This is a genomic window from Salmonella sp. SAL04157, from assembly GCF_046551635.1.
Taxonomy (GTDB): Bacteria; Pseudomonadota; Gammaproteobacteria; order Enterobacterales; family Enterobacteriaceae; genus Salmonella; species Salmonella enterica.
This window is the reverse complement of record NZ_JBGDVS010000008.1, coordinates 80,601-105,976: the sequence shown is the minus strand read 5'-3', so window position 1 is coordinate 105,976 and position 25,376 is coordinate 80,601. Positions and strand designations below refer to the sequence as shown.

At 54.3% G+C, this 25,376-nt stretch carries 22 protein-coding genes; 4 read left to right on the top strand and 18 right to left on the bottom strand.

The genetic code is table 11. From position 1 onward, the window contains the following. The 14 genes from nuoM to lrhA all read right to left on the bottom strand — a co-directional run bounded on the left by nuoM (position 1) and on the right by lrhA (position 15,009). Complete coding sequence (gene nuoM, locus ACLJRE_RS17360) at positions 1–1,530, bottom strand: NADH-quinone oxidoreductase subunit M (RefSeq protein ID WP_000926430.1); 1,530 nt, start codon at positions 1,528–1,530, stop codon at positions 1–3. Positions 1,531–1,606: 76 nt separating this feature from the next. After that, on the bottom strand, positions 1,607–3,448 hold the full coding sequence (nuoL, locus tag ACLJRE_RS17355) for an NADH-quinone oxidoreductase subunit L (protein WP_001056581.1): 1,842 nt from the start codon (positions 3,446–3,448) through the stop codon (positions 1,607–1,609). Continuing rightward, a complete protein-coding gene (nuoK, locus tag ACLJRE_RS17350) occupies positions 3,445–3,747 on the bottom strand; it encodes an NADH-quinone oxidoreductase subunit NuoK (protein ID WP_000612687.1) in 303 nt (100 codons plus the stop codon). The genes nuoL and nuoK overlap by 4 nt, the downstream gene beginning before the upstream one ends. Beyond that, positions 3,744–4,298, bottom strand: a complete 555-nt coding sequence (gene nuoJ / locus ACLJRE_RS17345; RefSeq protein ID WP_000393523.1) for an NADH-quinone oxidoreductase subunit J — start codon at positions 4,296–4,298, stop codon at positions 3,744–3,746. Before nuoJ ends, nuoK begins: the two co-directional genes overlap by 4 nt. A gap of 10 nt (positions 4,299–4,308) precedes the next feature. Beyond that, on the bottom strand, positions 4,309–4,851 hold the full coding sequence (gene nuoI / locus ACLJRE_RS17340) for an NADH-quinone oxidoreductase subunit NuoI (RefSeq protein WP_000172747.1): 543 nt from the start codon (positions 4,849–4,851) through the stop codon (positions 4,309–4,311). Between the two features lie 14 nt (positions 4,852–4,865). Continuing rightward, the gene (gene nuoH, locus ACLJRE_RS17335) at positions 4,866–5,843 is read right to left on the bottom strand and encodes an NADH-quinone oxidoreductase subunit NuoH (RefSeq protein ID WP_000118515.1); all 978 of its coding nucleotides are present in this window, start codon (positions 5,841–5,843) and stop codon (positions 4,866–4,868) included. Then, positions 5,840–8,566 (bottom strand): NADH-quinone oxidoreductase subunit NuoG, encoded by a 2,727-nt coding sequence (gene nuoG, locus ACLJRE_RS17330; RefSeq protein ID WP_001528469.1) that lies wholly within the window; start codon positions 8,564–8,566, stop codon positions 5,840–5,842. Before nuoG ends, nuoH begins: the two co-directional genes overlap by 4 nt. A 30-nt stretch (positions 8,567–8,596) precedes the next feature. Beyond that, a complete protein-coding gene (gene nuoF / locus ACLJRE_RS17325) occupies positions 8,597–9,934 on the bottom strand; it encodes an NADH-quinone oxidoreductase subunit NuoF (protein ID WP_000800048.1) in 1,338 nt (445 codons plus the stop codon). Beyond that, a complete protein-coding gene (gene nuoE / locus ACLJRE_RS17320; RefSeq protein WP_000545038.1) occupies positions 9,931–10,431 on the bottom strand; it encodes an NADH-quinone oxidoreductase subunit NuoE in 501 nt (166 codons plus the stop codon). Before nuoE ends, nuoF begins: the two co-directional genes overlap by 4 nt. A gap of 2 nt (positions 10,432–10,433) precedes the next feature. Continuing rightward, entirely contained in the window at positions 10,434–12,236 is a 1,803-nt protein-coding gene (nuoC, locus tag ACLJRE_RS17315) for an NADH-quinone oxidoreductase subunit C/D (RefSeq protein WP_000247855.1), read from the bottom strand. 86 nt (positions 12,237–12,322) lie between these two features. Next, positions 12,323–12,985, bottom strand: a complete 663-nt coding sequence (gene nuoB, locus ACLJRE_RS17310) for an NADH-quinone oxidoreductase subunit NuoB (protein ID WP_000386728.1) — start codon at positions 12,983–12,985, stop codon at positions 12,323–12,325. A gap of 15 nt (positions 12,986–13,000) precedes the next feature. Continuing rightward, positions 13,001–13,444: an NADH-quinone oxidoreductase subunit NuoA gene (nuoA, locus tag ACLJRE_RS17305; RefSeq protein WP_000062993.1), complete on the bottom strand. Its 444-nt coding sequence runs from the start codon at positions 13,442–13,444 to the stop codon at positions 13,001–13,003. A 394-nt stretch (positions 13,445–13,838) separates the two neighbouring features. Continuing rightward, entirely contained in the window at positions 13,839–13,991 is a 153-nt protein-coding gene (locus tag ACLJRE_RS17300; protein ID WP_001121022.1) for a hypothetical protein, read from the bottom strand. Between the two features lie 79 nt (positions 13,992–14,070). Further along, positions 14,071–15,009, bottom strand: a complete 939-nt coding sequence (lrhA, locus tag ACLJRE_RS17295; protein ID WP_000606288.1) for a transcriptional regulator LrhA — start codon at positions 15,007–15,009, stop codon at positions 14,071–14,073. 932 nt (positions 15,010–15,941) lie between these two features. Here lrhA and alaA point away from each other — a divergent pair. After that, positions 15,942–17,156, top strand: coding sequence for an alanine transaminase AlaA (gene alaA, locus ACLJRE_RS17290; protein WP_000074540.1), 1,215 nt, complete (start codon positions 15,942–15,944; stop codon positions 17,154–17,156). A 93-nt stretch (positions 17,157–17,249) separates the two neighbouring features. Next, positions 17,250–17,849 (top strand): 5'-deoxynucleotidase, encoded by a 600-nt coding sequence (yfbR, locus tag ACLJRE_RS17285; RefSeq protein ID WP_000813882.1) that lies wholly within the window; start codon positions 17,250–17,252, stop codon positions 17,847–17,849. A 91-nt stretch (positions 17,850–17,940) separates the two neighbouring features. Here the strand turns inward: yfbR and ACLJRE_RS17280 are convergent, their stop codons facing one another. From ACLJRE_RS17280 to yfbV, 4 genes are all read right to left on the bottom strand, one after another. Further along, complete coding sequence (locus ACLJRE_RS17280) at positions 17,941–19,767, bottom strand: SLC13 family permease (RefSeq protein WP_001012861.1); 1,827 nt, start codon at positions 19,765–19,767, stop codon at positions 17,941–17,943. 76 nt (positions 19,768–19,843) lie between these two features. Beyond that, positions 19,844–20,521, bottom strand: a complete 678-nt coding sequence (locus ACLJRE_RS17275; protein ID WP_001555201.1) for a sugar phosphatase — start codon at positions 20,519–20,521, stop codon at positions 19,844–19,846. Beyond that, positions 20,514–21,008: a YfbU family protein gene (locus ACLJRE_RS17270; RefSeq protein WP_000426135.1), complete on the bottom strand. Its 495-nt coding sequence runs from the start codon at positions 21,006–21,008 to the stop codon at positions 20,514–20,516. The genes ACLJRE_RS17275 and ACLJRE_RS17270 overlap by 8 nt, the downstream gene beginning before the upstream one ends. 82 nt (positions 21,009–21,090) lie before the next feature. Beyond that, complete coding sequence (gene yfbV, locus ACLJRE_RS17265) at positions 21,091–21,546, bottom strand: terminus macrodomain insulation protein YfbV (protein WP_000106617.1); 456 nt, start codon at positions 21,544–21,546, stop codon at positions 21,091–21,093. A 339-nt stretch (positions 21,547–21,885) separates the two neighbouring features. Between yfbV and ackA the strand changes: the two genes are divergently transcribed. Together ackA and pta are read left to right on the top strand one after the other, a co-directional pair. Next, complete coding sequence (gene ackA, locus ACLJRE_RS17260) at positions 21,886–23,088, top strand: acetate kinase (protein WP_000095689.1); 1,203 nt, start codon at positions 21,886–21,888, stop codon at positions 23,086–23,088. Between the two features lie 76 nt (positions 23,089–23,164). Continuing rightward, positions 23,165–25,309 carry a phosphate acetyltransferase gene (pta, locus tag ACLJRE_RS17255; protein ID WP_000086690.1) on the top strand — a complete coding sequence of 715 codons (2,145 nt, stop codon included), beginning with the start codon at positions 23,165–23,167 and terminating at the stop codon, positions 25,307–25,309. Positions 25,310–25,376: the final 67 nt, after the last annotated feature.

Sequence of the window (25,376 nt, the reverse complement as noted above, 5' to 3'; positions counted from 1 at the left end):
TTACGGCCTTGTAGTAGTAACGGAATTAACAAACCACTGCTGGATGTTGCTCATCGCAGAATGCGAGGTATCCAGAATCGGCTGCGGATAGAAGCCAAGCAGTACCAGAAGCACCACCAGCAACAGAATGATAAACAGCTCGCGCAGCGACATCCCTGGCAGTTCCTGGCTGGCAATCTGGCTCTTCGCTTTACCGAAGTAAGCGCGATGCAGCATCGCCAGCGAGTATACAGAGGCGAATACCAACCCAAAGGTGGAGATCACGGTAATCACCGGCACCACCTGGTAGCTGCCGAACAGAATCATAAATTCGCCGACAAAGTTACCGGTGCCCGGCATACCGAGCGTCGCCACCGCAAAGAACATGGACAGCGCAGGCAACCACTTCATCTTGCCCCACAGGCCGCCCATCATACGCATGTCACGCGTATGCAGACGTTCGTACAACTGGCCACACAGAATGAACAGACCGGCTGCGGACAAACCGTGCGCAATCATCTGAATCACCGCGCCCTGGTACGCCAGTTGGCTACCGGTGTAGATAGCGATCAGCACGAAGCCCATATGCGAAACGGAGGTATAGGCAATCAGGCGCTTGATGTCGTATTGGGTAAAGGCCATCCACGCGCCGTAGAAAATGCCGATAACGCCCAGCCACATGGCGATCGGCGCAAACTCCGCCGACGCGTTCGGGAACAATGGCAGGGAGAAACGCAGCAGACCGTAAGCGGCGGTTTTCAGCAAGATACCGGCCAGGTCGACGGAACCGGCGGTCGGCGCCTGGGAGTGCGCATCTGGCAGCCAGCCATGCAGCGGCACCACCGGCATTTTCACCGCGAAGGCGATGAAGAAGCCCAGCATCAGCAGATATTCCACACCGTGGGACATCGGCGTGTTCAGCAGCTCTTCATAGTTGAAGGTCCACACGCCGGTCGCGTTGTAGTGCACAAAGACCAGCGCCAGGATGGCAATCAACATCACCAGACCACTCGCCTGGGTATAAATGAAGAACTTGGTTGCCGCCGTGATACGCGTTTTCCCGTCAGAAGCTTTATGCCCCCACAGCGCTATCAGGAAGTACATCGGCACCAGCATCATTTCCCAGAAGAAGAAGAACAGGAACATGTCGATGGCCAGGAACACGCCGATAACGCCGCCTAAGATCCACATCAGGTTCAGGTGGAAGAAGCCCTGATATTTTTCGATTTCTCGCCAGGAGCAAAGCACCGCCAGAACGCCGAGCAGGCCGGTCAGCACCACCATTAGCAGCGACAGTCCGTCGAGCGCCAGATGGATAGAGATGCCAAAACGCGGGATCCACGGCAGGACAAATTCAGATTGCCACTGTGGAATACCGGCGGATTGCGTCAGTGAGTAGCCGCCCTGCAACCACAATTGCAGACCGAGCGCCAGCGTCAGCCCCATGGTAATCAGCGCTATCCAGCGCGGCACCTTCACGCCAAAGCGTTCGGTCTGCCAGCACAGAAAGCCGCCGATAAAGGGAATCAATATTAGCCAGGGTAGTAACATGGCGATTTTTATTCCTTTTTAAGGCCTCTGACAGAGGCCTGATTTTCAACGAATTTGGATAAAATTCACTTTACGATCAACGCAGTGCCATCAGCAGCGCCAGCACCACAACCGCGCCGATGCTCATGGATGCCACATACCAGCGCAAATAACCGTTCTCGCTCAGTACCAGGCCTTTGCCTGCAAAACGGGAAAGGATAGCCGGAATGTTCATCAACGCATTAAGCGGGTCGCGCTTCAGCAGCCAGGCGATACCGAGGAATGGCTTGACGAATACTTTGTCGTACAGCCAGTCAAAGCCCCAGGCGTTATACCACCAGGTCCCCAGCAGACGGCCCGGCGCGCTGTTGGCGATCGACGTCACCAGCGTGCGTTTACCCAGCCACAGCCATGCGGCAATCAGGATGCCGGCAATCGCCACTACGCCAGAGGTAATTTCCAGCGTCATGACGCGACCATGCGCCAGTTCAGTTGTCTGCGGCAGCACCCCCTGCAATGGCGGCACAATCAGCGCGCCAACAAAGGTAGACAGAATCATCAGGACAATCAGCGGCAGATGGTGGGTAATCCCCTTCCCTGCATGAGCGTGAATTTGTTCTTTACCGTGGAAGACGATGAAAATCATCCGGAAGGTGTACAGGGAGGTCATGAACGCGCCGACCAGGCCCGCCACCATCAGATTGATATGACCGTTCGCCATCGCGCCAGCCAGGATCTCATCCTTACTGAAGAAGCCCGCAGTGACCAGCGGCAGCGCCGACAGCGCCGCGCCCCCCACCAGGAAGCAGGCATACACCAGTGGAATCGACTTACGCAGACCGCCCATCTTAAAGATGTTCTGTTCGTGATGGCAGGCCAGAATGACCGAGCCGGACGCCAGGAACAGCAGCGCTTTAAAGAAGGCGTGCGTCATCAGGTGGAAAATCGCCGCATCCCACGCCTGTACGCCGAGCGCCAGGAACATGTAGCCAATCTGGCTCATGGTGGAATAGGCCAGCACGCGTTTGATGTCGGTCTGCACCAGCGCGGCGAAACCCGCCATGACCAACGTAATCGCCCCGATAATGCCCACCAGATGCAGAATCTCCGGGGTCATCAGGAACAAACCATGGGTACGAGCGATCAGGTAGACACCGGCGGTCACCATGGTAGCGGCGTGGATCAGCGCGGAGACCGGCGTCGGGCCGGCCATCGCGTCGGCAAGCCAGGTCTGCAACGGAAGCTGCGCAGATTTACCGACCGCGCCGCCCAGCAGCATCAGCGTCGCCCACATCAGCATGTTGTTGCCGTCAGCAAAGTGCGCTGGCGCCAGCTCGACCATTTCGCGGAAGTTCAGCGTGCCCAGTTCGTTGTAGAGGATGAACAGCGCGAAGGCGAGGAATACGTCACCGACACGGGTCACCACGAAGGCTTTCATTGCCGCTGCGCCATTCTTCGGATCGCTGTAATAGAAGCCGATCAACAGATAAGAGCACAGGCCCACGCCTTCCCAGCCGAGGTACATCAACAGCAGGTTATCGGACAGCACCAGAACAACCATGCTGGCGATAAACAGGTTGGTATAAGCGAAGAAGCGGGAGTAACCCTCTTCTCCACGCATGTACCAGGACGCGAACATGTGGATCAGGAAGCCGACGCCGGTGACCACAGAGAGCATGGTCAGCGACAGGCCGTCCAGCACCAGGTTAAAACCGATGTTGAAGTTACCGACCGACATCCACGTCCACAGCGGCTGGCTGAACGCCTGTTTGCCGTTGGCGAAGAAATCCATCCCGACAAACGCTGTCACCAACGCCGCCAGACCAACGGAGCCCACGCCAATGGTCGCGGAGAGATTTTCCGACCAGCGTCCGCGAGAGAACGCCAGCAGTACAAAGCCAATCAATGGCAGAATAATGGTTAAGGCAAGCATGTTCATCCACGCATCTCACTTACTGAATCGATGTTCAGGTTCTGGCGACGGCGATGGAGTTGCAGCAACAGCGCAAGTCCAATACTCGCTTCCGCAGCCGCAAGGCTGATGGCGAGAATGTACATCACCTGACCATCGGTCTGGCCCCAGTAGCTCCCGGCGACCACAAAAGCCAGCGCGGAGGCGTTAATCATGATTTCCAGCCCAATCAGCATAAACAGCAGATTGCGGCGGATAACCAGACCGGTTAAACCCAGGACGAATAAAATCGCAGCGAGGATCAGTCCATGTGTTAAGGGGATCATGCGCGCTCCTCCGTTTTTCTTTTCACGCGGTCATCGGCGCGGTTGCTTAGCACTTCGCCCGCACGCTCTTCACGACCGACGTGGAACGCCACCACCAGGCCTGCCAGCAGCAGCATAGATGCCAGTTCGACCGCCAGAACATAAGGCCCGAACAGCGTAATGCCCACCGCTTTCGCGCTAATCGGCGTGCCGTCGATGCCCTGGTCGTTAACGCCCAGAATGGCGTACACAATGACCGCCAGCATAATGGCCGACAAAACCGCCGGACCAATCCACACCTGCGGCTTCAGCCACTGGCGTTCCTGTTCAATTTCGCTGCCGCCGAGGTTGAGCATCATCACCACGAACACAAACAGCACCATGATGGCGCCTGCGTAGACGATAATTTCCAGCGCACCGGCAAAATAAGCGCCCAGCGAAAAGAACACCCCGGAAATCGCCAGTAGCGATATCACCAGATACAACAGCGCGTGTACCGGATTGGTATGGGTGATCACTCGCAGGGTCGCGAGGATGGCTATCAGGCCACAGATATAAAAAGCGAATTCCATTGCCCTCTCCTTACGGTAACAGGCTCTTGACGTCGATAGGCTTGGCTTCGTTCTCTGCTTCGCCTTTATCTTTGCCGTCGATTGCCATACCCGCCATCCGGTAGAAGTTATATTCCGGGTATTTGCCCGGACCGGAAATCAGCAGATCCTCTTTTTCGTACACCAGATCCTGACGTTTGTATTCGCCCAGTTCGAAGTCCGGGGTCAACTGAATCGCCGTGGTCGGGCACGCTTCTTCGCACAGGCCGCAGAAGATGCAGCGTGAGAAGTTAATGCGGAAAAATTCCGGATACCAGCGGCCATCTTTGGTCTCCGCTTTTTGCAGAGAGATACAGCCTACCGGACAGGCTACCGCACACAGGTTACAGGCAACGCAGCGCTCTTCACCGTCCGGGTCGCGCGTGAGCACGATACGGCCACGGTAACGGGGCGGTAAATAGACCGGCTCTTCCGGATACATCCGCGTTTCGCGTTTGGCGAACGCATGCAGGCCGATCATCCAGATACTACGTACCTGAGTGCCGAAACCTACTAATAATTCTTTTAAGGTCATGGTCTTTGTGTCCCTTATTGCGCCTGCCACAGAATGACAGCCGCCGTTACCAGCAAGTTGATGAGCGTCAGCGGCAGGCAAACTTTCCAGCCGAAGGACATTACCTGGTCATAACGCGGACGCGGTAACGACGCACGAATCAAAATGAACATCATCATGAAGAACGCGGTTTTCAGCGCGAACCAGACGAATGGCGGTAAGAACGGGCCATGCCAGCCACCGAAGAACAACGTTACCATCAGCGCGGAAACGGTGACGATGCCGATGTACTCCCCCACAAAGAACAGACCGAATTTCATACCGGAATATTCGATGTGGTAACCGTCCGCCAGTTCCTGCTCGGCTTCCGGCTGGTCAAACGGGTGACGGTGACAGACCGCTACGCCCGCGATGGCGAAAGTAACAAACCCAAAGAATTGCGGAATCACGTTCCACAGATGCGCCTGGTTATTGACGATATCGGTCATATTAAATGAACCGGCCTGCGCCACCACGCCCATCAGGGAAAGACCAAGAAACACTTCGTAGCTCACCGTCTGGGCAGACGCACGCATCGCGCCCAGCAGCGAGTATTTGTTGTTGCTCGACCAACCGGCGAACAGCACCGCGTAAACCGCCAGACCGGCCATCATCAGGAAGAACAGAATCCCGATGTTTAAATCGGCCACCACCCAATTAGGGCTAACCGGCACAATGGCGAAGGAGAGCAGCAGCGAAGTAAACGCGATCATCGGCGCCAGGGTAAAGATGACGCGATCCGAGAATTTCGGGATCCAGTCTTCTTTAAAGAACATCTTGATCATGTCCGCGACCAGCTGGAGCGAGCCGCCCCAGCCAACGCGGTTTGGTCCATAACGGTTCTGGAACAGACCCAGCAGACGACGTTCGCCAAAGCTCATGAAGGCCCCGCAGGTGACGACCACCAGCAGAATCACCACCGCTTTGAGAATGCTCAGCAGGATCTCAATCAGATCCGGTGTAATCCAACTCATTGTTGCGCCTCCCGCAGATCCTCAAGACGCGCGCCAGCCAGAACCGGCGCGATGCCAGGCATACCCATCGGCAGCCCTACCTGCCCTGCCGCTAACCCTTCAGAGATTTCAACCGGCAGCGTCACCGTATTGCCATCGTAGCTAAAGGAGACGCGCGTCCCGGCATTGACACCCAACTTCGCGGCATCCGCCGGGTTAAGTTTGATATACGGCTGCGGCATACGGCTCTGGAAGACCGGAGAACGCTGAGACAATTCGTCGCTGCCAAACAGGTGGTAATACGGCGCAATACGCCACTGACCGTCCTGCGCCTGGAAGCTTGCCGGCACGGTAGTGAAATAATCCAGACCGCCCTCAGTCGCTTCAATCAAACGCACGCCCGGATCGCCGTGACGCAGTTTGCCGCCCACTTCATCCTGGAATTTGTTCCACGCCTGCGGGGAGTTCCAGCCCGGTGCCCAGGCGAACGGAATTTCAGATCGCGGGGCAGTCGGTTGGTTATTCCCTTCCATTGAGAAGGCGAACATGGTGTCTTTATCCTGCGGCTGACGTGGTTCATGCACGCTGATATTGGCGCGCATCGCCGTACGGCCACTGTAACGATGCGGTTCGCGCGCCAGCTTCTGCCCACGAATGCGGAAGGTCGCATCCGGCGCGGCGTCTTTAATGCCGGCAAATTGCGGCATGGCGGCAATGACCGCGTCGATCACATGGTCAAGCTGTGTCCAGTCCACTTCGCGGTTTTCGACGGTGCTGTGCAGCGAATGCAGCCAGCGCCAGCTTTCCAGCATAATCGTCTTGTTATCGTAGTAGGCCGGGTCATAAACCTGGAAGAAGCGCTGCGCGCGGCCTTCGTTGTTGATGACCGTACCATCGCTTTCGGCGAAGCTTGCCGCGGAAAGCACCAGATGCGCGTTTTCCATAATCGCCGTGCGCTGATGGTCAACCACCATCACCAGCGGCGCTTTGGCGAGCGCAGCGTTCACGCGCGTAGCGCTTGCATGACGGTGGAGATCGTTTTCCAGCACCACCACCGCGTCCGCACTGCCGGTTTCCAGCTCGCCCAACGCATCATCAAGCGAACCGCCGCCCATCATACCCAGCCCCATGCTGTTCACGGAACGAGCAATCATAGTAATACCGACGTCGGCGCCACGGCCTTTCAGCGCTTTCGCCACGTTGGCGGCCGCCTGAATCACCTCACTGCTACCGGCGTTAGTGCCGGAGATAATCAGCGGTTTTTTCGCGCCGGCCAACGCCTGCACAATGACATCAATTTTGTTTTGTAAGTCGCTGTCGATACCGTCAACCGCAGGCGCTGTATTGTCCAGCGCATGAGCAATCGCAAAGCCCAGGCGCGCCTGATCTTCCACCGGCGCGCGATAGGTCCAGGCGGCGATATCATCCAGACGGGTGCCGTCCACGTTGGTCACGAACAGCGGATGTTTGGCACGCTGGCCGATGTTAAGGATGGCCGCAATCTGCCAGTCGGCTACTTTCTGCGCCGCCGCCATTTCACGCGCTTTACCTTTCACCGCCTGGCGTACCGCCAGCGCAACGCGCGCGCCGGTCTGGGTAACGTCTTCGCCCAATACCAGTACCGCGTCATAAGATTCGATTTCCCGCAGCGCCGGGGTGTAAATTCCGCCTTCACGCAACACTTTCAGCGCCAGTTGCAGACGTTCCTGCTCGCCGCGCGCGATACCGGTGTAGAAGTTTTCCGCACCAACCAGCTCACGCAGCGCAAAGTTGCTCTCAATGCTGGCGCGTGGCGAACCGATACCGATCACTTTCTTCGACTGGCGCAGAATATCCGCCGCGCCCTGCATCGCCTGCTCGGCGTTGAGAGTAATAAAGTCATCGCCACGGCGCTGAACCGGCTGACGCGGACGGTCTTTCAGGTTCACATAGCCATAGCCGAAACGACCGCGGTCGCAGAGGAAGTAGTGGTTAACGGTACCGTTGTAACGGTTTTCGATACGGCGTAATTCGCCATAGCGCTCGCCCGGGCTGATGTTACAGCCGATGGAACACTGCTGGCAGATGCTCGGCGCAAACTGCATGTCCCATTTACGGTTGTAACGCTCGGAGTGCGTTTTATCGGTGAAGACGCCGGTCGGGCAAATCTCGACCAGGTTACCGGAGAATTCGCTTTCCAGCGTACCGTCTTCCGGACGCCCGAAGTAGACGTTGTCATGCGCGCCATAGACGCCCAGATCGGTGCCGTCGGCATAATCTTTGTAGTAACGCACACAACGGTAGCAGGCGATGCAGCGGTTCATTTCGTGAGAGATGAACGGCCCCAGATCCTGGTTGCGGTGGGTACGTTTGGTGAAACGGTAGCGACGGAAACTGTGACCCGTCATCACGGTCATATCCTGAAGATGGCAGTTACCGCCCTCTTCACAAACCGGACAGTCGTGCGGGTGGTTAGTCATCAGCCACTCCACCACGCTTTCACGGAACTGTTTCGCTTCTTCGTCGTCAATAGAGATAAAGGTACCGTCGGTGGCTGGCGTCATACAGGACATCACCAGGCGACCACGCGTATCTTCCGCGTTTTGGTATTGCTTCACCGCACACTGGCGGCAAGCACCGACGCTTCCCAGCGCCGGGTGCCAGCAAAAATACGGAATATCAAGGCCCAGGGACAGACATGCCTGTAGCAGGTTGTCCGCGCCGTTGACCTCGTATTCTTTGCCGTCTACATGAATCGTAGCCATTAGCATGCTTCCAAATTAAAAATCGTTAACTCACCAGCGCTCTTTGAGCAGGTTCGGCTGAATACCATTGATTAAATGGGTATTGCTGAACGGCTGCTTGATGCCAGCTTCGAATTCTTCGCGGAAATACTTAATTGCGCTTTGCAGTGGCTCAACCGCGCCCGGCGCATGCGCGCAGAAGGTTTTACCCGGTCCGAGGAAACGACACAGTTGCTCAAGTGTCTCGATATCCCCCGGCTGGCCTTCGCCACGCTCCAGCGCGCGTAGAATTTTCACGCTCCACGGCAACCCGTCGCGGCATGGCGTACACCAGCCGCAGGATTCGCGGGCAAAGAACTCTTCCAGGTTACGCACCAGCGATACCATGCCGATTTCGTGGTCTACCGCCATCGCCAGCGCGGTGCCCAGACGGCTGCCTGCTTTACCGATGCTTTCGAACTCCATCGGCAGGTCAAGATGCGCCTCGGTCAGGAAGTCGGTTCCCGCCCCGCCCGGTTGCCAGGCTTTGAATTTCAGGCCATCGCGCATACCGCCCGCGTAGTCTTCGAGGATCTCGCGCGCGGTGGTGCCGAACGGTAATTCCCACAGGCCCGGATTCTTCACGCGGCCTGAGAAGCCCATCAGCTTGGTACCCGCATCTTTGCTTTTCGAAATGTTCTGGTACCACTCCACGCCGTTGGCGAGGATTGCCGGGACGTTGCACAACGTTTCGACGTTATTCACACAGGTCGGTTTGCCCCATACGCCGGAGGTCGCAGGGAAGGGCGGCTTGGAGCGTGGGTTCGCGCGGCGGCCTTCGAGGGAGTTAATCAGCGCCGTTTCTTCACCACAGATGTAACGCCCTGCCCCGGTGTGGACAAACAGTTCAAAGTCGAACCCGGTGCCCATGATATTTTTGCCAAGCAGCCCGGCCTCGGTTGCTTCAGCAATCGCACGGCGCAGATGTACAGCCGCTTCGATATATTCGCCGCGCAGGAAGATGTAACCACGATACGCTTTCAGCGCGAACGCGGAGATCAGCATACCTTCCACCAGCAGGTGCGGCAGCTGTTCCATCAGCAGACGGTCTTTATAGGTGCCCGGCTCCATTTCATCGGCGTTACACAGCAGGTAACGGATGTTCATGGATTCATCTTTCGGCATCAGGCTCCACTTCAGACCGGTGGAAAAGCCCGCGCCGCCGCGCCCTTTCAGACCGGCGTCTTTTACCTGGCTGACGATTTCATCCGGAGACAGGCCGGTCAGCGCCTTACGCGCGCCTTCGTAGCCGTTTTTGCTACGATATTCATCCAGCCAGACCGGCTGTTTGTCATCGCGCAGACGCCAGGTCAGCGGGTGGGTTTCGGGAGTACGGATAACGTTTTTCATTTATACCGCTCCAGTAGTTCAGGAATGGCTTCCGGGGTCAGATGGCTGTGAGTATCCTCATCAATCATCATGTTCGGCCCTTTATCGCAATTCCCCAGGCAGCAGGTCGGCAGCAGCGTAAAGCGACCATCAAAGGTCGTCTGCCCCGGTTTGATGTTGAGATTTTTTTCCAGCGCGGCCTGAATCCCCTGATAGCCGGTGATATGGCACACCACGCTGTCGCAGTAGCGAATCACGTGGCGACCGACCGGCTGACGGAAGATCTGGCTGTAGAATGTGGCGACGCCTTCGACGTCGCTCGCCGGAATACCCAGCACATCGGCAATAGCGTAGATCGCGCCGTCCGGCACCCAGCCACGCTGCTTCTGAACGATTTTCAGCGCTTCAATGGACGCCGCACGCGGGTCTTCGTAGTGGTGCTTCTCGTGCTCTATCGCTTCACGCTCTGCCGCACTCAGCTCAAAAGCCTCGGTTTGTGGTTGTTGATTCTCGTGCATAATTAGCGGTCCACATCTGACATAACAAAATCGATACTACCCAGATAGACAATCAGGTCGGAAACCAGGCTACCGCGGATCGCCGAGGGAATCTGCTGCAGGTGCGCAAAGCTCGGCGTGCGCACGCGGGTACGGTAGCTCATAGTGCTGCCGTCGCTGGTCAGGTAGTAACTGTTAATCCCCTTCGTCGCTTCCACCATCTGGAAGGACTCCTGCGCCGGCATCACCGGGCCCCAGGAGACCTGCAGGAAGTGGGTGATCAGGGTTTCGATATGTTGCAGCGTGCGCTCTTTCGGCGGCGGCGTGGTCAGCGGGTGATCCGCTTTGAACGGGCCTTCCGGCATGTTATCGAGGCACTGCTGAAGAATGCGCAGACTCTGGCGCAGCTCTTCCACTTTCAACATCACGCGGGTATAGCAGTCGGAAACACCGCCGCCCACCGGCACTTCAAAGTCAAAGTTTTCGTAGCCAGAGTATGGACGCCATTTACGCACGTCGAAGTCGATCCCGGTCGCGCGCAGCCCTGCGCCGGTGGTGCCCCACTCCAGCGCCTCTTTCGCGCCGTAAGCGGCAACGCCCTGCGAACGCCCTTTCAGAATGGTGTTACGCAGCGCGGCTTTCTCGTAAGAGTCCAGACGCTTCGGCATCCACTCAAGGAACTCTCGCAGCAGGCGATCCCAACCGCGCGGCAAGTCGTGCGCGACGCCGCCGATACGGAACCAGGCCGGGTGCATACGGAAACCGGTAATGGCTTCCACCAGGTCATAAATTTTCTGCCGGTCGGTAAAGGCAAAGAAGACCGGCGTCATCGCGCCGACGTCCTGAATAAAGGTCGAGATGTACAGCAGATGACTGTTAATGCGGAACAGTTCGGAGAGCATCACGCGGATGACGTTCACACGATCCGGGACGGTGATCCCTGCCAACTTTTCTACCGCCAACACGTACGGCATTTCATTGACGCAACCACCGAGGTATTCGATACGGTCGGTATAGGGAATGTAGCTATGCCAGGACTGGCGCTCGCCCATTTTTTCGGCGCCGCGATGGTGATAGCCGATATCCGGCACGCAATCGACGATTTCTTCGCCGTCAAGTTGCAAGATAATACGAAACGCACCGTGCGCAGACGGGTGGTTCGGGCCGAGGTTGAGGAACATAAAGTCCTCGTTGTCAGTCCCGCGCTTCATCCCCCAGTCTTCCGGCTTAAAGGTCAGCGCTTCCATCTCCAGATCCTGCTTGGCTTTGGTCAGCTCAAACGGGTCGAATTCGGTCGCGCGCGCCGGATAATCTTTACGCAACGGATGGCCTTCCCAGGTTTGCGGCATCATGATGCGCGTCAGGTGCGGGTGGCCTTCGATATCAATACCAAACATCTCCCAGGTCTCACGCTCGTACCAGTTGGCGTTAGGGAAAAGTTTAGTGAAGGTCGGCACGCGCAGGTCGTTTTCAGACAACGCCACCTTGAGCATGATATCGCGATTACGCTCAATGGAAATCAGGTGGTAGAAAACGGAAAAATCCGCGGCGGGTAACCCGTCACGGTGCGTACGCAGGCGTTCATCCATGCCGTGTAAGTCAAACAGCATGACGTAAGGTTTCGGCAGTTTCTTTAAGAAATCGCCAACCTCCAGTAGTTGTTCACGCTTGACCCAAACAACGGGGATACCGGTGCGGGTCGCCTGAACGGTAAAGGCATCCGGCCCAAAACGGTTGCGCAGTTCGCCGATAACCGGATCATCAAGATGATCGCGGGTACTCCATGCAGCGTCTTGCGCGGTTAAGTCGGTCATATTGTTCACCATTGCAAATGGTCCGTGGTGGTCGGCAGTGCTTCGCGCTATTAAAATAGTGGTTAGCGAAGTGAAGTGCTGCTGCCGACAGGCGCAAATTAAATCTCGTCCGGGGTACGCAGGTTCGTGACGGCAATACGCTCGCCGCGTTTACGTTCGCGTTCTGGCTGCATATTGGCGCGATACACGCCCTGATCGCCCACCACCCATGAGAGCGGACGGCGCTCTTTGCCAATCGATTCTTGCAGCAGCATCAACGCCTGCATATACGCTTCCGGACGCGGCGGACAGCCAGGGATATACACATCCACCGGGATAAACTTATCAACGCCCTGCACTACCGAATAAATATCGTACATGCCGCCGGAGTTGGCGCAGGCGCCCATAGAAATGACCCATTTTGGCTCCAGCATTTGGTCATACAGACGCTGAATAACCGGGGCCATTTTGGTAAAGCAGGTACCGGCCACCACCATCAGGTCAGCCTGACGTGGCGACGCACGCAGCACTTCCGCGCCGAAACGGGCGACGTCATGCACTGCGGTAAAAGAGGTCACCATCTCTACATAGCAGCAAGAAAGGCCGAAGTTGTAGGGCCAAATTGAGTTTTTACGGCCCCAGTTAACCATGTCATGCAGTTTGCCCATGAACACGTTTTTGTTAACTTCCTGCTCCAGGGGGTCAGTTACGATCTCCTGTTTTTGCAGGGGGTAACGGTCATTCTCACCGTTAGGATCTATGCGGGTGAGCGTATAATCCATCTTAATGCCTCGCGGTTAGCGTTGACGATTAGCGATACTGTTCGTTTCCGGGTTCATACGCTCGCGGCGTGAACGCGCGGGCGTCCAGTCCAACGCGCCAATACGCGCCAGATAAACCAGACCAGCCAGTAACACAAAAATAAAAATTGCAGCTTCCACAAAGCCAACCCAGCCGCTTTCGCGGATAGAAGTCGACCATGCGAACAGATACAGCGCTTCAACGTCGAAGATAACGAAGAACATGGCTACCAGGTAAAACTTGGCAGACAAGCGTAAGCGGGCGGTGCCGACCGAGTCGATACCTGATTCAAACGGAACGTTCTTGTGCCTCGCGCGTGCGCGACCGCCCAAAAACCAACCGCCTACCAGCATCAGGCAGCACAGGCCAATGGCAACGATAAGAAAGATAGCGAATGCCCAGTGATGAGCGATGACTTCAGTGGATGTTGACATACTCATTGCTTACTCATCAAAAGTAGCGCCAGTTTCTCTGCTCTTTACGGCAGATGGGCGCCACATCGATTCATGGGGAGGAATAAAAAAAACCCTACAATTACTGTAGAAAATGATAAAAACAGCTAATTGATGTGGTTTTTTACTCCTTTCTATAACCTTTTGTCAACTTTAACAAAAGTTCCTTCACATTAATTTACATCAATTCATCATCATTAACATTAAGTGCCATCCTGGAGAAAATGACTCTTCGACCAGGGGGGATTTTATGTTGTTGAATCGTGTCCGTTGTGAAGCAAAAGAAATAACACACACCTATTTTGACAGGAATTTGTGAAGATGCCTCCCCCTAAATGGGAGTATTTTCTTGATCTGTGACACGCTTTTGTTAATTCACCCCCTAAAACAGCAACAATTTCTCTAGTTTTTTAACATGCAAATTCATAAAATGAATGTTCTGGTTATTTTTTACCCACATTGAACTGCGAATCGCTACTGGCTGATTTACCGCAACTTTTACAATTTGTGCGGTTAAGCGCGTACAGATGGGCACAAAAAAAGAGCCACTGAGCGTTTTTTCATCGCCAGCGGCTCTTTTTTACATTTACGACTTAGCGCCTTTTGCCTGCGAGCTACTCAAAACCCCCTTCCACCATCAGCGGATCATCTCCGCCCTCTGCAGAAAACTGGTTGTAATGCCATGGGTTTTGATAGCTTTCCATCGCATGGAAAATCACCATCGCCAGCTCGTTCTGGCTATTGGGATCGCGGCACAACAGATATTCCGTATCCGGCAAAGGCGGTAATCCGTCTGCGGCGCCCAGCACGCGAAGGTCGGGACTCATCATTTCGACAGGTCGAGCCGTTACGCCAAGACCGGCTTTAACGGCCGCGCGTACCGCCGGTAATGTAGACGCCACATAGGCCAGCCGCCAGGGAATACCCGCTGCATTTAGCGTCTCCAGCACCATATCGCGGAATGGGCTGGGATCGTCCAGCAGGACTAATGGTACGGGCTCTCCCCTTTGCAAAACATACTCAGCCGCACAATACCAATGGGTGGGCGAGGTCCGCAAATTCAGACAGTCCAGCGAATGAGGTTGGTTAGTCGTCACCACCAAATCTACTTCCTGCGATTTAACCATGTCCACCATATAGGCGTTGCGTTTTACCCGTACATCAAGCGCGAGTTTCGGATAAACCGAGCTGATTCGGCTAAGCAAAAAAGGCAGGATAGTATCAGCTGATTCATCAGAAGCGCCGATTGTTAACACTCCCTGAAGATTACTGAACATTAATGATGAACACGCCTCATCATTAAAACGCAGGATTTTTCTGGCGTACCCCAGAAGCTGGATACCGTGTTCGGTCAAAAGTTTGTTACGACCATGGCGGGCGAACAATTCCTTTCCCACGAGTTGCTCAAGACGCTGCATTTGCTGACTGACCGCAGACTGAGTACGACATACCGCCGCCGCCGCCGCGGCGAAGGTGTTCAGATCGGCAACGGCCACGAACGTTCTCAGCAGATCGAGATCGAGGTTAATTATCGGACGATTTGCATTTATCATAATTTTTCACTTACTGGCGGGTCATATCGGGCTGACCTGGTTAATGCTGTGCATTCAGAAACAAGCAATTCCATTTGTAATGTGCATCCTTCGCAGTACCGCCTGGTTACCCAGGTAAATGTTAGAATGTAATTGAAAATACGACCAAAACACTTCTCTTACTTACTGATATAATACCAAATGCAACTGATCGGGATATATCAAAGAGAATGTGTCATACCTTTAGGCGTCTACAGATTTCTGCTAATGATGGACGTGTAAATCTTGTAACAAGCGTCAAATAGTTTACCGAGACGCACAGATACAAAAACAATATATTGAACAATAGGTTATGTATGAAATCGCGTCATGAAAATTAGCAGACAACGCAGACTACGCCCCCGTTTCGGATCATTATCTTAACCTAAAACCGCTATATTTATAAGTATTATTACGAATAATCTTAACCTGGGATATGTTATACTAATCGGACCAGAAAGATATTATTACGACTTTAGTAAATGCTTTTTAAATATTAAATAATAATTAATTAAGATTTCTACCATTCATTAATTATACTTAACAATAGTTTCACACCCTCCGCCGCCGGAAAGGTCTAACCTTCTCATTTTACCTTTAATACTCAGTATTTCCGAAATAGCCAGCGCGACACTAATGATGAATGCTTATCTCTCATAAAACAGATAATTTCTAACAACATAAAAAACCACATTACGCGCAATCACATAGAATAAAACACTATACATACAGACAAAAATAGAAAATGCATCTAACCAAATGATTTTATGAAGTTTTAAACAGTACGAAAGCGCGTTAAAAATAAACAAAATCTTCTTCTGTTCACTCTTCAAAACTCACCGTCGTGGGAGTACATTGTTTCGTGCTGACTTCCACGGCAGGGAGTGGCAATAACAGCTAAAAGGTCAAGATTCATGTCCCCCATTGAAAAATCCAGCAAACTCGAAAATGTCTGTTATGACATTCGTGGCCCCGTTCTGAAAGAAGCGAAACGCCTTGAGGAAGAAGGTAATAAAGTTCTTAAACTGAATATCGGCAACCCCGCCCCCTTCGGATTCGAAGCGCCGGACGAAATTCTGGTCGATGTCATTCGTAATTTGCCGACGGCGCAAGGATATTGCGACTCGAAAGGGCTTTATTCCGCCCGTAAAGCAATTATGCAGCATTATCAGGCCCGTGGAATGCGCGATGTAACCGTGGAAGATATCTATATCGGTAACGGCGTTTCCGAGCTGATCGTTCAGGCGATGCAGGCATTGCTTAACAGTGGCGATGAAATGCTGGTTCCCGCGCCCGATTATCCGTTATGGACAGCGGCGGTATCGCTCTCCAGCGGCAAGGCGGTACATTATCTTTGCGATGAATCTTCCGACTGGTTCCCGGACCTTGACGATATCCGCGCCAAAATCACCCCACGTACGCGTGGTATTGTCATTATTAATCCAAACAACCCTACTGGCGCCGTCTATTCTAAAGAATTGTTGATGGAAATTGTCAACATTGCGCGCGAGCATAATCTCATCATCTTCGCCGATGAAATTTATGACAAGATTCTCTATGACGATGCCGAGCATCACTCTATCGCCGCACTGGCGCCTGATCTGCTGACCATCACCTTTAATGGGTTGTCTAAAACCTATCGCGTCGCCGGCTTCCGCCAGGGCTGGATGGTGCTGAACGGGCCGAAAAAACATGCGAAGGGCTATATTGAAGGACTGGAGATGTTAGCCTCAATGCGCCTGTGCGCCAACGTCCCGGCGCAACATGCTATTCAGACCGCGCTCGGCGGCTATCAAAGCATTAGCGAATTTATTCTGCCGGGCGGCCGACTGTATGAACAGCGTAACCGCGCCTGGGAGTTGATTAACGATATCCCCGGCGTTTCCTGCGTAAAACCGCGCGGCGCGTTGTACATGTTCCCCAGGATCGACGCTAAACGTTTTAATATTCACGATGACCAGAAGATGGTGCTGGACTTCCTGCTACAGGAAAAGGTGCTGCTGGTGCAAGGTACCGCCTTTAACTGGCCGTGGCCGGATCACTTCCGCATTGTGACGCTACCGCGTGAAGATGACCTGGAGATGGCCATCAACCGTTTTGGGCGTTTCCTCTCAGGTTACCATCAATAATCTTAAATTCAGGCTACTTCGGTAGCCTGAATTGCATCTTCATCTCCCTCCCCGCACAATGAAGTCTGCCGCAGTGAAAACAAAAGGTAATCTATGAAGCAGAGCCATTTTTTCGCCCATCTCTCCCGCATGAAGTTGATTAACCGCTGGCCGCTGATGCGTAACGTGCGTACGGAAAACGTCTCCGAACATAGTCTGCAGGTGGCGATGGTCGCCCATGCGTTGGCGGCGATAAAAAACCGTAAATTTGGCGGTCAGCTCAATGCTGAACGCATCGCGCTTCTGGCGATGTATCATGATGCCTCGGAAGTACTGACCGGCGATCTGCCGACGCCGGTAAAATATTTTAATTCCCAGATAGCCCAGGAATATAAAGCGATCGAAAAAATCGCCCAGCAAAAGCTGGTTGATATGGCGCCGGATGAATTGCGCGATATTTTCGCACCGCTTATTGATGAGAATGCCTGGAGCGAAGAAGAACAGGCAATCGTAAAACAGGCCGATGCGCTTTGCGCCTACCTGAAATGCCTGGAGGAGCTATCGGCGGGAAACAATGAGTTTGGCCTGGCAAAAACGCGGCTGGAAAAAACGCTGGAATTACGTCGCAGCCAGGAGATGGACTATTTTATGGCGGTGTTCGTACCAAGTTTCCATCTTTCTCTTGACGAGATAAGCCAGGATTCACCGCTTTAGTTGCCGGATGGCGGCTAACGCCTTATCCGGCCTACCGTTCTTCCCGTAGGCCTGATAAGCGCAGCGCCATCAGGCCTTTTCCTGTCTGGGGTTAAAACGGAAACAACATCGGAATCATCACAATACAAACCGCCATCACAATAAGCGTGAACGGCACGCCAAGCTTCACAAAATCGCTAAAGCTATAGTTTCCCGGCCCCAGAACCAGAGTATTGACCGGCGATGAAACCGGCGTCATAAAGGCGGCGGAGGCCGCCATCGCCACCGCCATCGCAAACGGATAGGGCGACACCCCCATCGATTTCGCCGCCGCCAGCGCAATCGGCGCCATCAGCACCGCCGTTGCCGTGTTAGAAATGAACAGTCCTATGACGGCGCACAGCACGAACAGGCATCCCAGCATCATATACGGCCCATAGCCGCCGCCGATATCCATTAACCCTTGCACGACCAGAGAGACGCCGCCGGTTTTTTGCAACGCCAGCGCAAACGGCATCATACCCACAATCAAGATAATACTCGGCCAGTGGATCGCTTTATACGCGCTTTCAGCATCAATACAGCGAAATTTTCCCATCAGCAGGCAGGCGATAATCGCCGCGATCGGGTTGGGAATTTCATCGGTCAACATCAGCGCCACCATCAGTACCAGGCAGAAAATGGCGTGCGGCGCCTGGCTGTGCGCAGGAGAGGCTTCGCTGACCTCGACCGGCATATTCAGCACCACAAAGTCGCGGCCTTTTTGCCCCAGCAGGCTGATTAACTTCCAGTTCCCCACGACCAGAATGATATCGCCCATCAATAACGGCTCATCGGCCAGCGACCCTTCCAGCGCGACGCCGTCACGTTTCAGGCCGACCACATTCAGCCCGTAACGTGTACGGAAGGCGATTTCACGCACCGACTTGCCAATCAGTTCAGACTCCGGAATAAGCGAAATTTCCGCCATCCCGACATCCAACGCCTGATCGGAAAAATATTCTCCTCGCAATACCATCGGTTCCAGCAGTTGCTCGGCGCAGAACTCTCTGAGGTCAACCTCCGCCGCCGACATATCAATCAGCAGAACGTCGCGAGCGCGAAACTCCGATACGCCGTTCACATTGACGATAACCCGCCGAAAGCGCCGCCAGCGTTCAACGCCGATGACATTGGCGCCGTAACGTTCGCGCAGTTTAAGGTCGTCCAGTCGCTGTCCCACCATCGGCGAACCGGGGCGAATCGCCAGACGGCGAGCGCGCCCCGTCAGACGGTACTCGCGGATAAGATCGCGGAAAGTGCGCCGCTTACCGGCCTGTTGTCCGGGCGCATCGCCTTTTAGCATGAAGCGCATCACCAGCATATAAACAATGCCGAGCGCCAACACCACTACCCCCAGCGGCGTCACGCTAAAAAAGTTGAACCCGTGCAGGCCTTCACGCAGCAGTTCACTGTTAACCACCAGGTTCGGCGGCGTCGCCACCAGCGTCATCATTCCGCTGATAAGCCCGGCAAAACTCAGCGGCATCATCAGGCGCGAAGGCGAGGTCTGCATATGCATAGAAACGCTAAGAACAACGGGGATAAAAATCGCCACCACGCCGGTTGAACTCATGAAAGCGCCAAGTCCGGCGACAGTGATCATCAATAAAACCAGCATTTTGATTTCACTGCTGCCCGCCATTTTAACCAGCCAGGTACCGACCACCGTAGCAACGCCGGTGCGCACGAGGCCGTCGCCAATAATAAATAAGGCGGCGATAAGAATGACATTCGGATCGCTAAAGCCGGAGAAGGCTTCCGGAAGGGTCAAGGTACCGCTAAGGACAAAAGCAACAATGACGAATAAAGCCACCGCATCCATACGTACTTTGCCCGTCGCAAACAACACGACGGCAATCGCCAGTAAAGAGAGAACCCAAATCAATTCACCGTTCACAACATATCCTTGTCAGATGAGAAGATAACGAGATTCTGCCATAAATATGCCCCGCCAAAGCGGGGCGATATCATGATCAGGTCTTTCTTAACACCACCACATCGCCGTTTGGTTGTTTAGCGACCGATAATTGCGTCAGGCTATCCAACGCAAAATCAACATCCGCCAGACGCGGCGTGTCGGCCGGCGCATTGACCGCAATGACGTGGCAGCCCGCAGCCAGTCCGGACAGCACGCCAGCCGGGGCATCTTCTACTACGACGCACTCCTGAGGGGCCAGGCCAAGCAGTTGTGCGCCCAGCAAATACGCATCCGGCTCCGGTTTGCCGCGTTTGACTCGTTCGGCGGTGACAAACACCTCTGGCGCTGGAAGGCCCGCGACCTGATGGCGCGCACGCGCGACCGGCATTGAACCGGAGGTGACGATAGCCCACGGAATGCCCGCTTTATTCAGGTGATTGAGTAAATCGACTGCCCCCGGCAGCGCGGTGATCCCTGCGGTTTCAGTGGCTTCTATTTGCTCCAGGCGCGTAAACTCAGCGGCAATTTCCGCCTCCGATTTACCCGCCATAAAATGCCGCAACGAGGTGATCGCCTGTTTGCCATGAATAAAGCCCAGCACCTCATCATGAGCAAGGTTAAAACGATCGGCCCAGCTACACCACGCGCGTTCGACGGCAGGTAATGAGTCAACCAACGTTCCATCCAGATCAAACAGAAAACCTTTACACTGCACGCGAGCCTCCTCAGGCATTAATGATTTGATTGATTTCATTCGCGCTCAGGTGGTACTGACGCGGGCAGGCATGCCAGACATTCAACATCCGCTGGTATTTTTCCCACATCGGCGTCTGGGCATTAAAGCCGTGCGTCCCGGCGTCAAAGTGAGTGTAGCGTCCTTCTATATTCACCATAAAACGGACATAGCCGAGGTAACGCGCTTCCGTCGCGGCGTCAAACCCCAGGAAGGTGACGCGACGTTCGTCGATGGCTTGCGTATCTTTGAGGTTGGTCCAGGAGACGTGCAGCGCATGGTACATCTCCATAATATCGATGATGGTACGACAGGTCTCTTCCGTCAGCTCGCCAAACTCGCGATCCAGCTCGCGCATCTGCAGGCCGTAGCCGCGTTCAATAATTGTTTGTAAGCGACGGTAACGCTCGGCGTTGGTGGGATCGAGCATCGTCATCATTTTGTACTGGTTAGACAAAATCAGACGTTGCGCGTTGGTCATTTCCATTTTGAACTCCTGTATCACGCTATAGCGATGAAAAAAAGAAGGCATTGGTATGCCTTCTTTTATATGCGTAATCCGGGGTCAATTACAAATCATCCAGGAAAGTTTTATCCAGTTGTTTGAAGGCGCGCTTAAGCGTGTCAGCTAATGCCTGGTAATCCGGCTTTCCTTCTACCGGCGCCAGCGCTTGTCCAGCCTCCTGCAATTTACCGCGAACTTCGTAAAACCAGTTAAGGATTGAAGGCGGCAACGGCGTCACGGAACGTTTCCCTAACCACCATAATCCCTGCATAGGCAAGCTCAGGGCGAACAGGGCGGTCGCCACGGCCGGACCTAACTGACCGCCCAGCGCTATCTGCCAGCATAATGTAAAGACGGCGACAGGCGGCATAAATCGTATGGCATAGCGCGTCATACGAATGACGCGGTTTTCGACGAAAACGGGCGCCAGCCGTTTTTCCATCGGCCACGTCTTCGCGTAGTGTTGCCCCCGGCGAAATAAGCTAAAAAAATTTACGGAGCGATTATCCGGTGTCGACATGGCCTACCTCAACTTCACATATAAAATTTAAAAAATTTGTGCAAAACAACAACTGCGAGGGACAACGTTCAAAACATTTTGTCTTCGATACCCACTATCAGGTATCCTGTGTCGGCCTGTCAAAGGCCGGTAGTTTAAAATCATTGAGTCGTCAATATTACACATAGTATGCCATTGGCTGAAAAATACGCAAAATGGCATAGACTCAAAGGTATTTCTTCCATCATGCCCAAAAAAACTCCTGCGCATGATGTTAATCATAAATGTCAGGGCTATCATGCGCTACGCTCTATGGCTCACTGACGTTTTTTTAGCCACGTATCATAAATAGGTACTTCCATGTCGAGTAAGTTAGTACTGGTTCTGAACTGCGGTAGTTCTTCACTGAAATTTGCAATTATTGATGCAGTTAATGGTGATGAATACCTTTCTGGTTTAGCCGAATGTTTCCATCTGCCAGAAGCACGCATCAAATGGAAAATGGACGGCAGTAAACAAGAAGCGGCTTTAGGTGCAGGCGCCGCTCACAGTGAAGCGCTGAACTTTATCGTTAACACTATTCTGGCACAAAAACCAGAACTGTCTGCGCAGTTAACTGCAATTGGTCACCGTATCGTACACGGCGGCGAGAAGTATACCAGTTCCGTAGTCATTGATGAGTCCGTCATTCAGGGCATCAAAGATTCCGCCTCTTTCGCACCGCTGCATAACCCGGCTCACCTGATTGGTATCGCCGAAGCGCTGAAATCTTTCCCGCAGCTGAAAGATAAAAACGTTGCAGTATTCGACACCGCCTTCCATCAGACCATGCCGGAAGAATCTTACCTGTATGCCCTGCCGTACAGCCTGTATAAAGAACACGGCGTTCGTCGCTATGGCGCACACGGCACCAGCCACTTCTATGTAACTCAGGAAGCGGCAAAAATGCTGAACAAGCCGGTAGAAGAACTGAACATTATCACCTGCCACCTGGGCAACGGCGGTTCTGTTTCTGCTATCCGTAACGGTAAATGCGTGGATACCTCTATGGGTCTGACCCCGCTGGAAGGCCTGGTCATGGGTACCCGTTCCGGCGATATCGACCCTGCGATTATCTTCCACCTGCACGACACTCTGGGCATGAGCGTAGATCAGATCAACAAAATGCTGACCAAAGAGTCCGGTCTGCTGGGTCTGACTGAAGTGACCAGCGACTGCCGTTATGTTGAAGACAACTACGCCACCAAAGAAGACGCAAAACGTGCGATGGACGTTTACTGCCACCGCCTGGCGAAGTACATCGGTTCTTACACCGCTCTGATGGACGGTCGTCTGGATGCAGTCGTGTTCACCGGCGGTATCGGTGAAAACGCCGCGATGGTTCGCGAACTGTCTCTGGGTAAACTGGGCGTGCTGGGCTTTGAAGTCGACCACGAACGTAACCTGGCGGCCCGCTTCGGCAAATCTGGTTTCATCAACAAAGAAGGTACCCGTCCGGCGGTGGTGATCCCAACCAACGAAGAACTGGTTATCGCGCAGGACGCGAGCCGTCTGACTGCCTGATTTGACACCGCCAGCCTCGCTGGCGGTGCTGTTTTGTAACCCGTCTCCAAAAGACGGTAACGAAAGAGGATAAACCGTGTCCCGTATTATTATGCTGATCCCTACCGGAACCAGCGTCGGCCTGACCAGCGTCAGCCTCGGCGTCATCCGTGCTATGGAACGCAAAGGCGTTCGTCTGAGCGTCTTTAAGCCTATCGCCCAGCCTCGCGCTGGCGGCGATGCGCCTGACCAGACCACCACTATCGTTCGCGCGAACTCTACCCTGCCGGCGGCTGAACCGCTGAAGATGAGCCACGTTGAATCTCTGCTCTCCAGCAACCAGAAAGACGTGCTGATGGAAGAGATCATCGCGAACTACCATGCGAATACCAAAGACGCGGAAGTGGTGCTGGTTGAAGGTCTGGTTCCGACCCGTAAACATCAGTTCGCTCAGTCTCTGAACTATGAAATCGCGAAAACGCTGAATGCGGAAATCGTTTTTGTCATGTCTCAGGGGACCGACACGCCAGAACAGCTGAACGAGCGTATCGAATTGACGCGCAGCAGCTTCGGCGGCGCGAAAAATACCAACATCACCGGCGTTATCATCAACAAACTGAATGCGCCGGTTGATGAACAAGGCCGTACTCGCCCGGATCTGTCGGAGATCTTTGACGACTCTTCCAAAGCACAGGTGATCAAAATCGATCCTGCTAAACTGCAGGAATCCAGCCCGCTGCCGGTTCTGGGCGCGGTGCCGTGGAGTTTCGACCTGATTGCGACCCGCGCTATCGATATGGCGCGTCACCTGAACGCCACCATCATTAACGAAGGCGATATCAAAACCCGCCGCGTTAAATCCGTCACGTTCTGCGCGCGTAGTATTCCGCATATGCTGGAACATTTCCGCGCAGGATCGTTGTTAGTGACCTCCGCTGACCGTCCGGACGTACTGGTCGCAGCTTGCCTGGCCGCGATGAACGGCGTAGAAATCGGCGCCCTGCTGCTGACCGGCGGCTATGAAATGGACGCGCGCATTTCTAAACTGTGCGAACGCGCATTCGCCACCGGTCTGCCGGTCTTTATGGTGAACACCAACACCTGGCAGACTTCACTGAGCCTGCAAAGCTTCAATCTGGAAGTCCCGGTTGATGACCATGAGCGCATTGAGAAAGTTCAGGAATACGTCGCGAACTACGTTAACGCTGACTGGATCGAGTCGCTGACCGCCACTTCCGAGCGTAGCCGTCGTCTCTCTCCGCCGGCGTTCCGCTACCAACTGACTGAGCTGGCGCGTAAAGCCGGTAAACGCGTAGTGCTGCCGGAAGGCGACGAACCGCGTACCGTCAAAGCGGCGGCAATCTGCGCTGAACGCGGCATCGCCACTTGCGTACTGCTGGGCAACCCGGATGAAATCAACCGTGTCGCGGCATCTCAGGGCGTTGAGCTGGGCGCAGGTATTGAAATCGTCGATCCGGAAGTGGTGCGTGAAAGCTATGTCGCTCGCCTGGTTGAGCTGCGTAAGAGCAAAGGCATGACCGAACCGGTTGCCCGCGAACAGCTGGAAGACAACGTGGTGCTCGGCACGCTGATGCTGGAGCAAGACGAAGTCGACGGCCTGGTTTCCGGCGCGGTTCATACCACCGCCAACACCATCCGTCCGCCGCTGCAGCTTATTAAAACGGCGCCGGGTAGCTCCCTGGTCTCTTCTGTGTTCTTTATGCTACTGCCGGAACAGGTTTACGTTTACGGCGACTGCGCAATCAACCCAGACCCGACTGCAGAGCAGCTGGCAGAAATCGCGATTCAGTCTGCGGATTCCGCCATTGCCTTCGGCATCGAACCGCGTGTGGCAATGCTCTCCTACTCCACCGGCACCTCTGGCGCAGGCAGCGACGTAGAGAAAGTACGTGAAGCGACGCGTCTGGCGCAGGAAAAACGTCCTGACCTGATGATCGACGGTCCGTTGCAGTACGACGCCGCGGTCATGGCTGACGTCGCGAAATCCAAAGCGCCGAACTCGCCGGTTGCGGGTCGCGCTACCGTGTTCATTTTCCCGGATCTGAACACCGGTAACACCACCTACAAAGCGGTGCAACGTTCTGCCGACCTGATCTCCATCGGGCCGATGCTGCAGGGTATGCGCAAGCCGGTGAACGACCTGTCCCGTGGCGCGCTGGTTGACGATATCGTCTACACCATCGCCCTGACGGCGATCCAGGCTTCTCAACAGCAGCAGTAACAGTAAAAGCCAATGCCGGATGGCGGCGTGAACGCCTTGTCCGGCCTACAGGGGAAATACCGTTGTA

What these genes read in the sequence shown, in the direction of transcription:
- nuoM (WP_000926430.1), bottom strand. Translation starts at nt 1,530, where the DNA reads ATGTTACTACCCTGGCTAATATTGATTCCCTTTATCGGCGGCTTTCTG.
- nuoL (WP_001056581.1), bottom strand. Translation starts at nt 3,448, where the DNA reads ATGAACATGCTTGCCTTAACCATTATTCTGCCATTGATTGGCTTTGTA.
- nuoK (WP_000612687.1), bottom strand. Translation starts at nt 3,747, where the DNA reads ATGATCCCCTTAACACATGGACTGATCCTCGCTGCGATTTTATTCGTC.
- nuoJ (WP_000393523.1), bottom strand. Translation starts at nt 4,298, where the DNA reads ATGGAATTCGCTTTTTATATCTGTGGCCTGATAGCCATCCTCGCGACC.
- nuoI (WP_000172747.1), bottom strand. Translation starts at nt 4,851, where the DNA reads ATGACCTTAAAAGAATTATTAGTAGGTTTCGGCACTCAGGTACGTAGT.
- nuoH (WP_000118515.1), bottom strand. Translation starts at nt 5,843, where the DNA reads ATGAGTTGGATTACACCGGATCTGATTGAGATCCTGCTGAGCATTCTC.
- nuoG (WP_001528469.1), bottom strand. Translation starts at nt 8,566, where the DNA reads ATGGCTACGATTCATGTAGACGGCAAAGAATACGAGGTCAACGGCGCG.
- nuoF (WP_000800048.1), bottom strand. Translation starts at nt 9,934, where the DNA reads ATGAAAAACGTTATCCGTACTCCCGAAACCCACCCGCTGACCTGGCGT.
- nuoE (WP_000545038.1), bottom strand. Translation starts at nt 10,431, where the DNA reads ATGCACGAGAATCAACAACCACAAACCGAGGCTTTTGAGCTGAGTGCG.
- nuoC (WP_000247855.1), bottom strand. Translation starts at nt 12,236, where the DNA reads ATGGTGAACAATATGACCGACTTAACCGCGCAAGACGCTGCATGGAGT.
- nuoB (WP_000386728.1), bottom strand. Translation starts at nt 12,985, where the DNA reads ATGGATTATACGCTCACCCGCATAGATCCTAACGGTGAGAATGACCGT.
- nuoA (WP_000062993.1), bottom strand. Translation starts at nt 13,444, where the DNA reads ATGAGTATGTCAACATCCACTGAAGTCATCGCTCATCACTGGGCATTC.
- lrhA (WP_000606288.1), bottom strand. Translation starts at nt 15,009, where the DNA reads ATGATAAATGCAAATCGTCCGATAATTAACCTCGATCTCGATCTGCTG.
- alaA (WP_000074540.1), top strand. Translation starts at nt 15,942, where the DNA reads ATGTCCCCCATTGAAAAATCCAGCAAACTCGAAAATGTCTGTTATGAC.
- yfbR (WP_000813882.1), top strand. Translation starts at nt 17,250, where the DNA reads ATGAAGCAGAGCCATTTTTTCGCCCATCTCTCCCGCATGAAGTTGATT.
- ACLJRE_RS17275 (WP_001555201.1), bottom strand. Translation starts at nt 20,521, where the DNA reads ATGCCTGAGGAGGCTCGCGTGCAGTGTAAAGGTTTTCTGTTTGATCTG.
- ACLJRE_RS17270 (WP_000426135.1), bottom strand. Translation starts at nt 21,008, where the DNA reads ATGGAAATGACCAACGCGCAACGTCTGATTTTGTCTAACCAGTACAAA.
- yfbV (WP_000106617.1), bottom strand. Translation starts at nt 21,546, where the DNA reads ATGTCGACACCGGATAATCGCTCCGTAAATTTTTTTAGCTTATTTCGC.
- ackA (WP_000095689.1), top strand. Translation starts at nt 21,886, where the DNA reads ATGTCGAGTAAGTTAGTACTGGTTCTGAACTGCGGTAGTTCTTCACTG.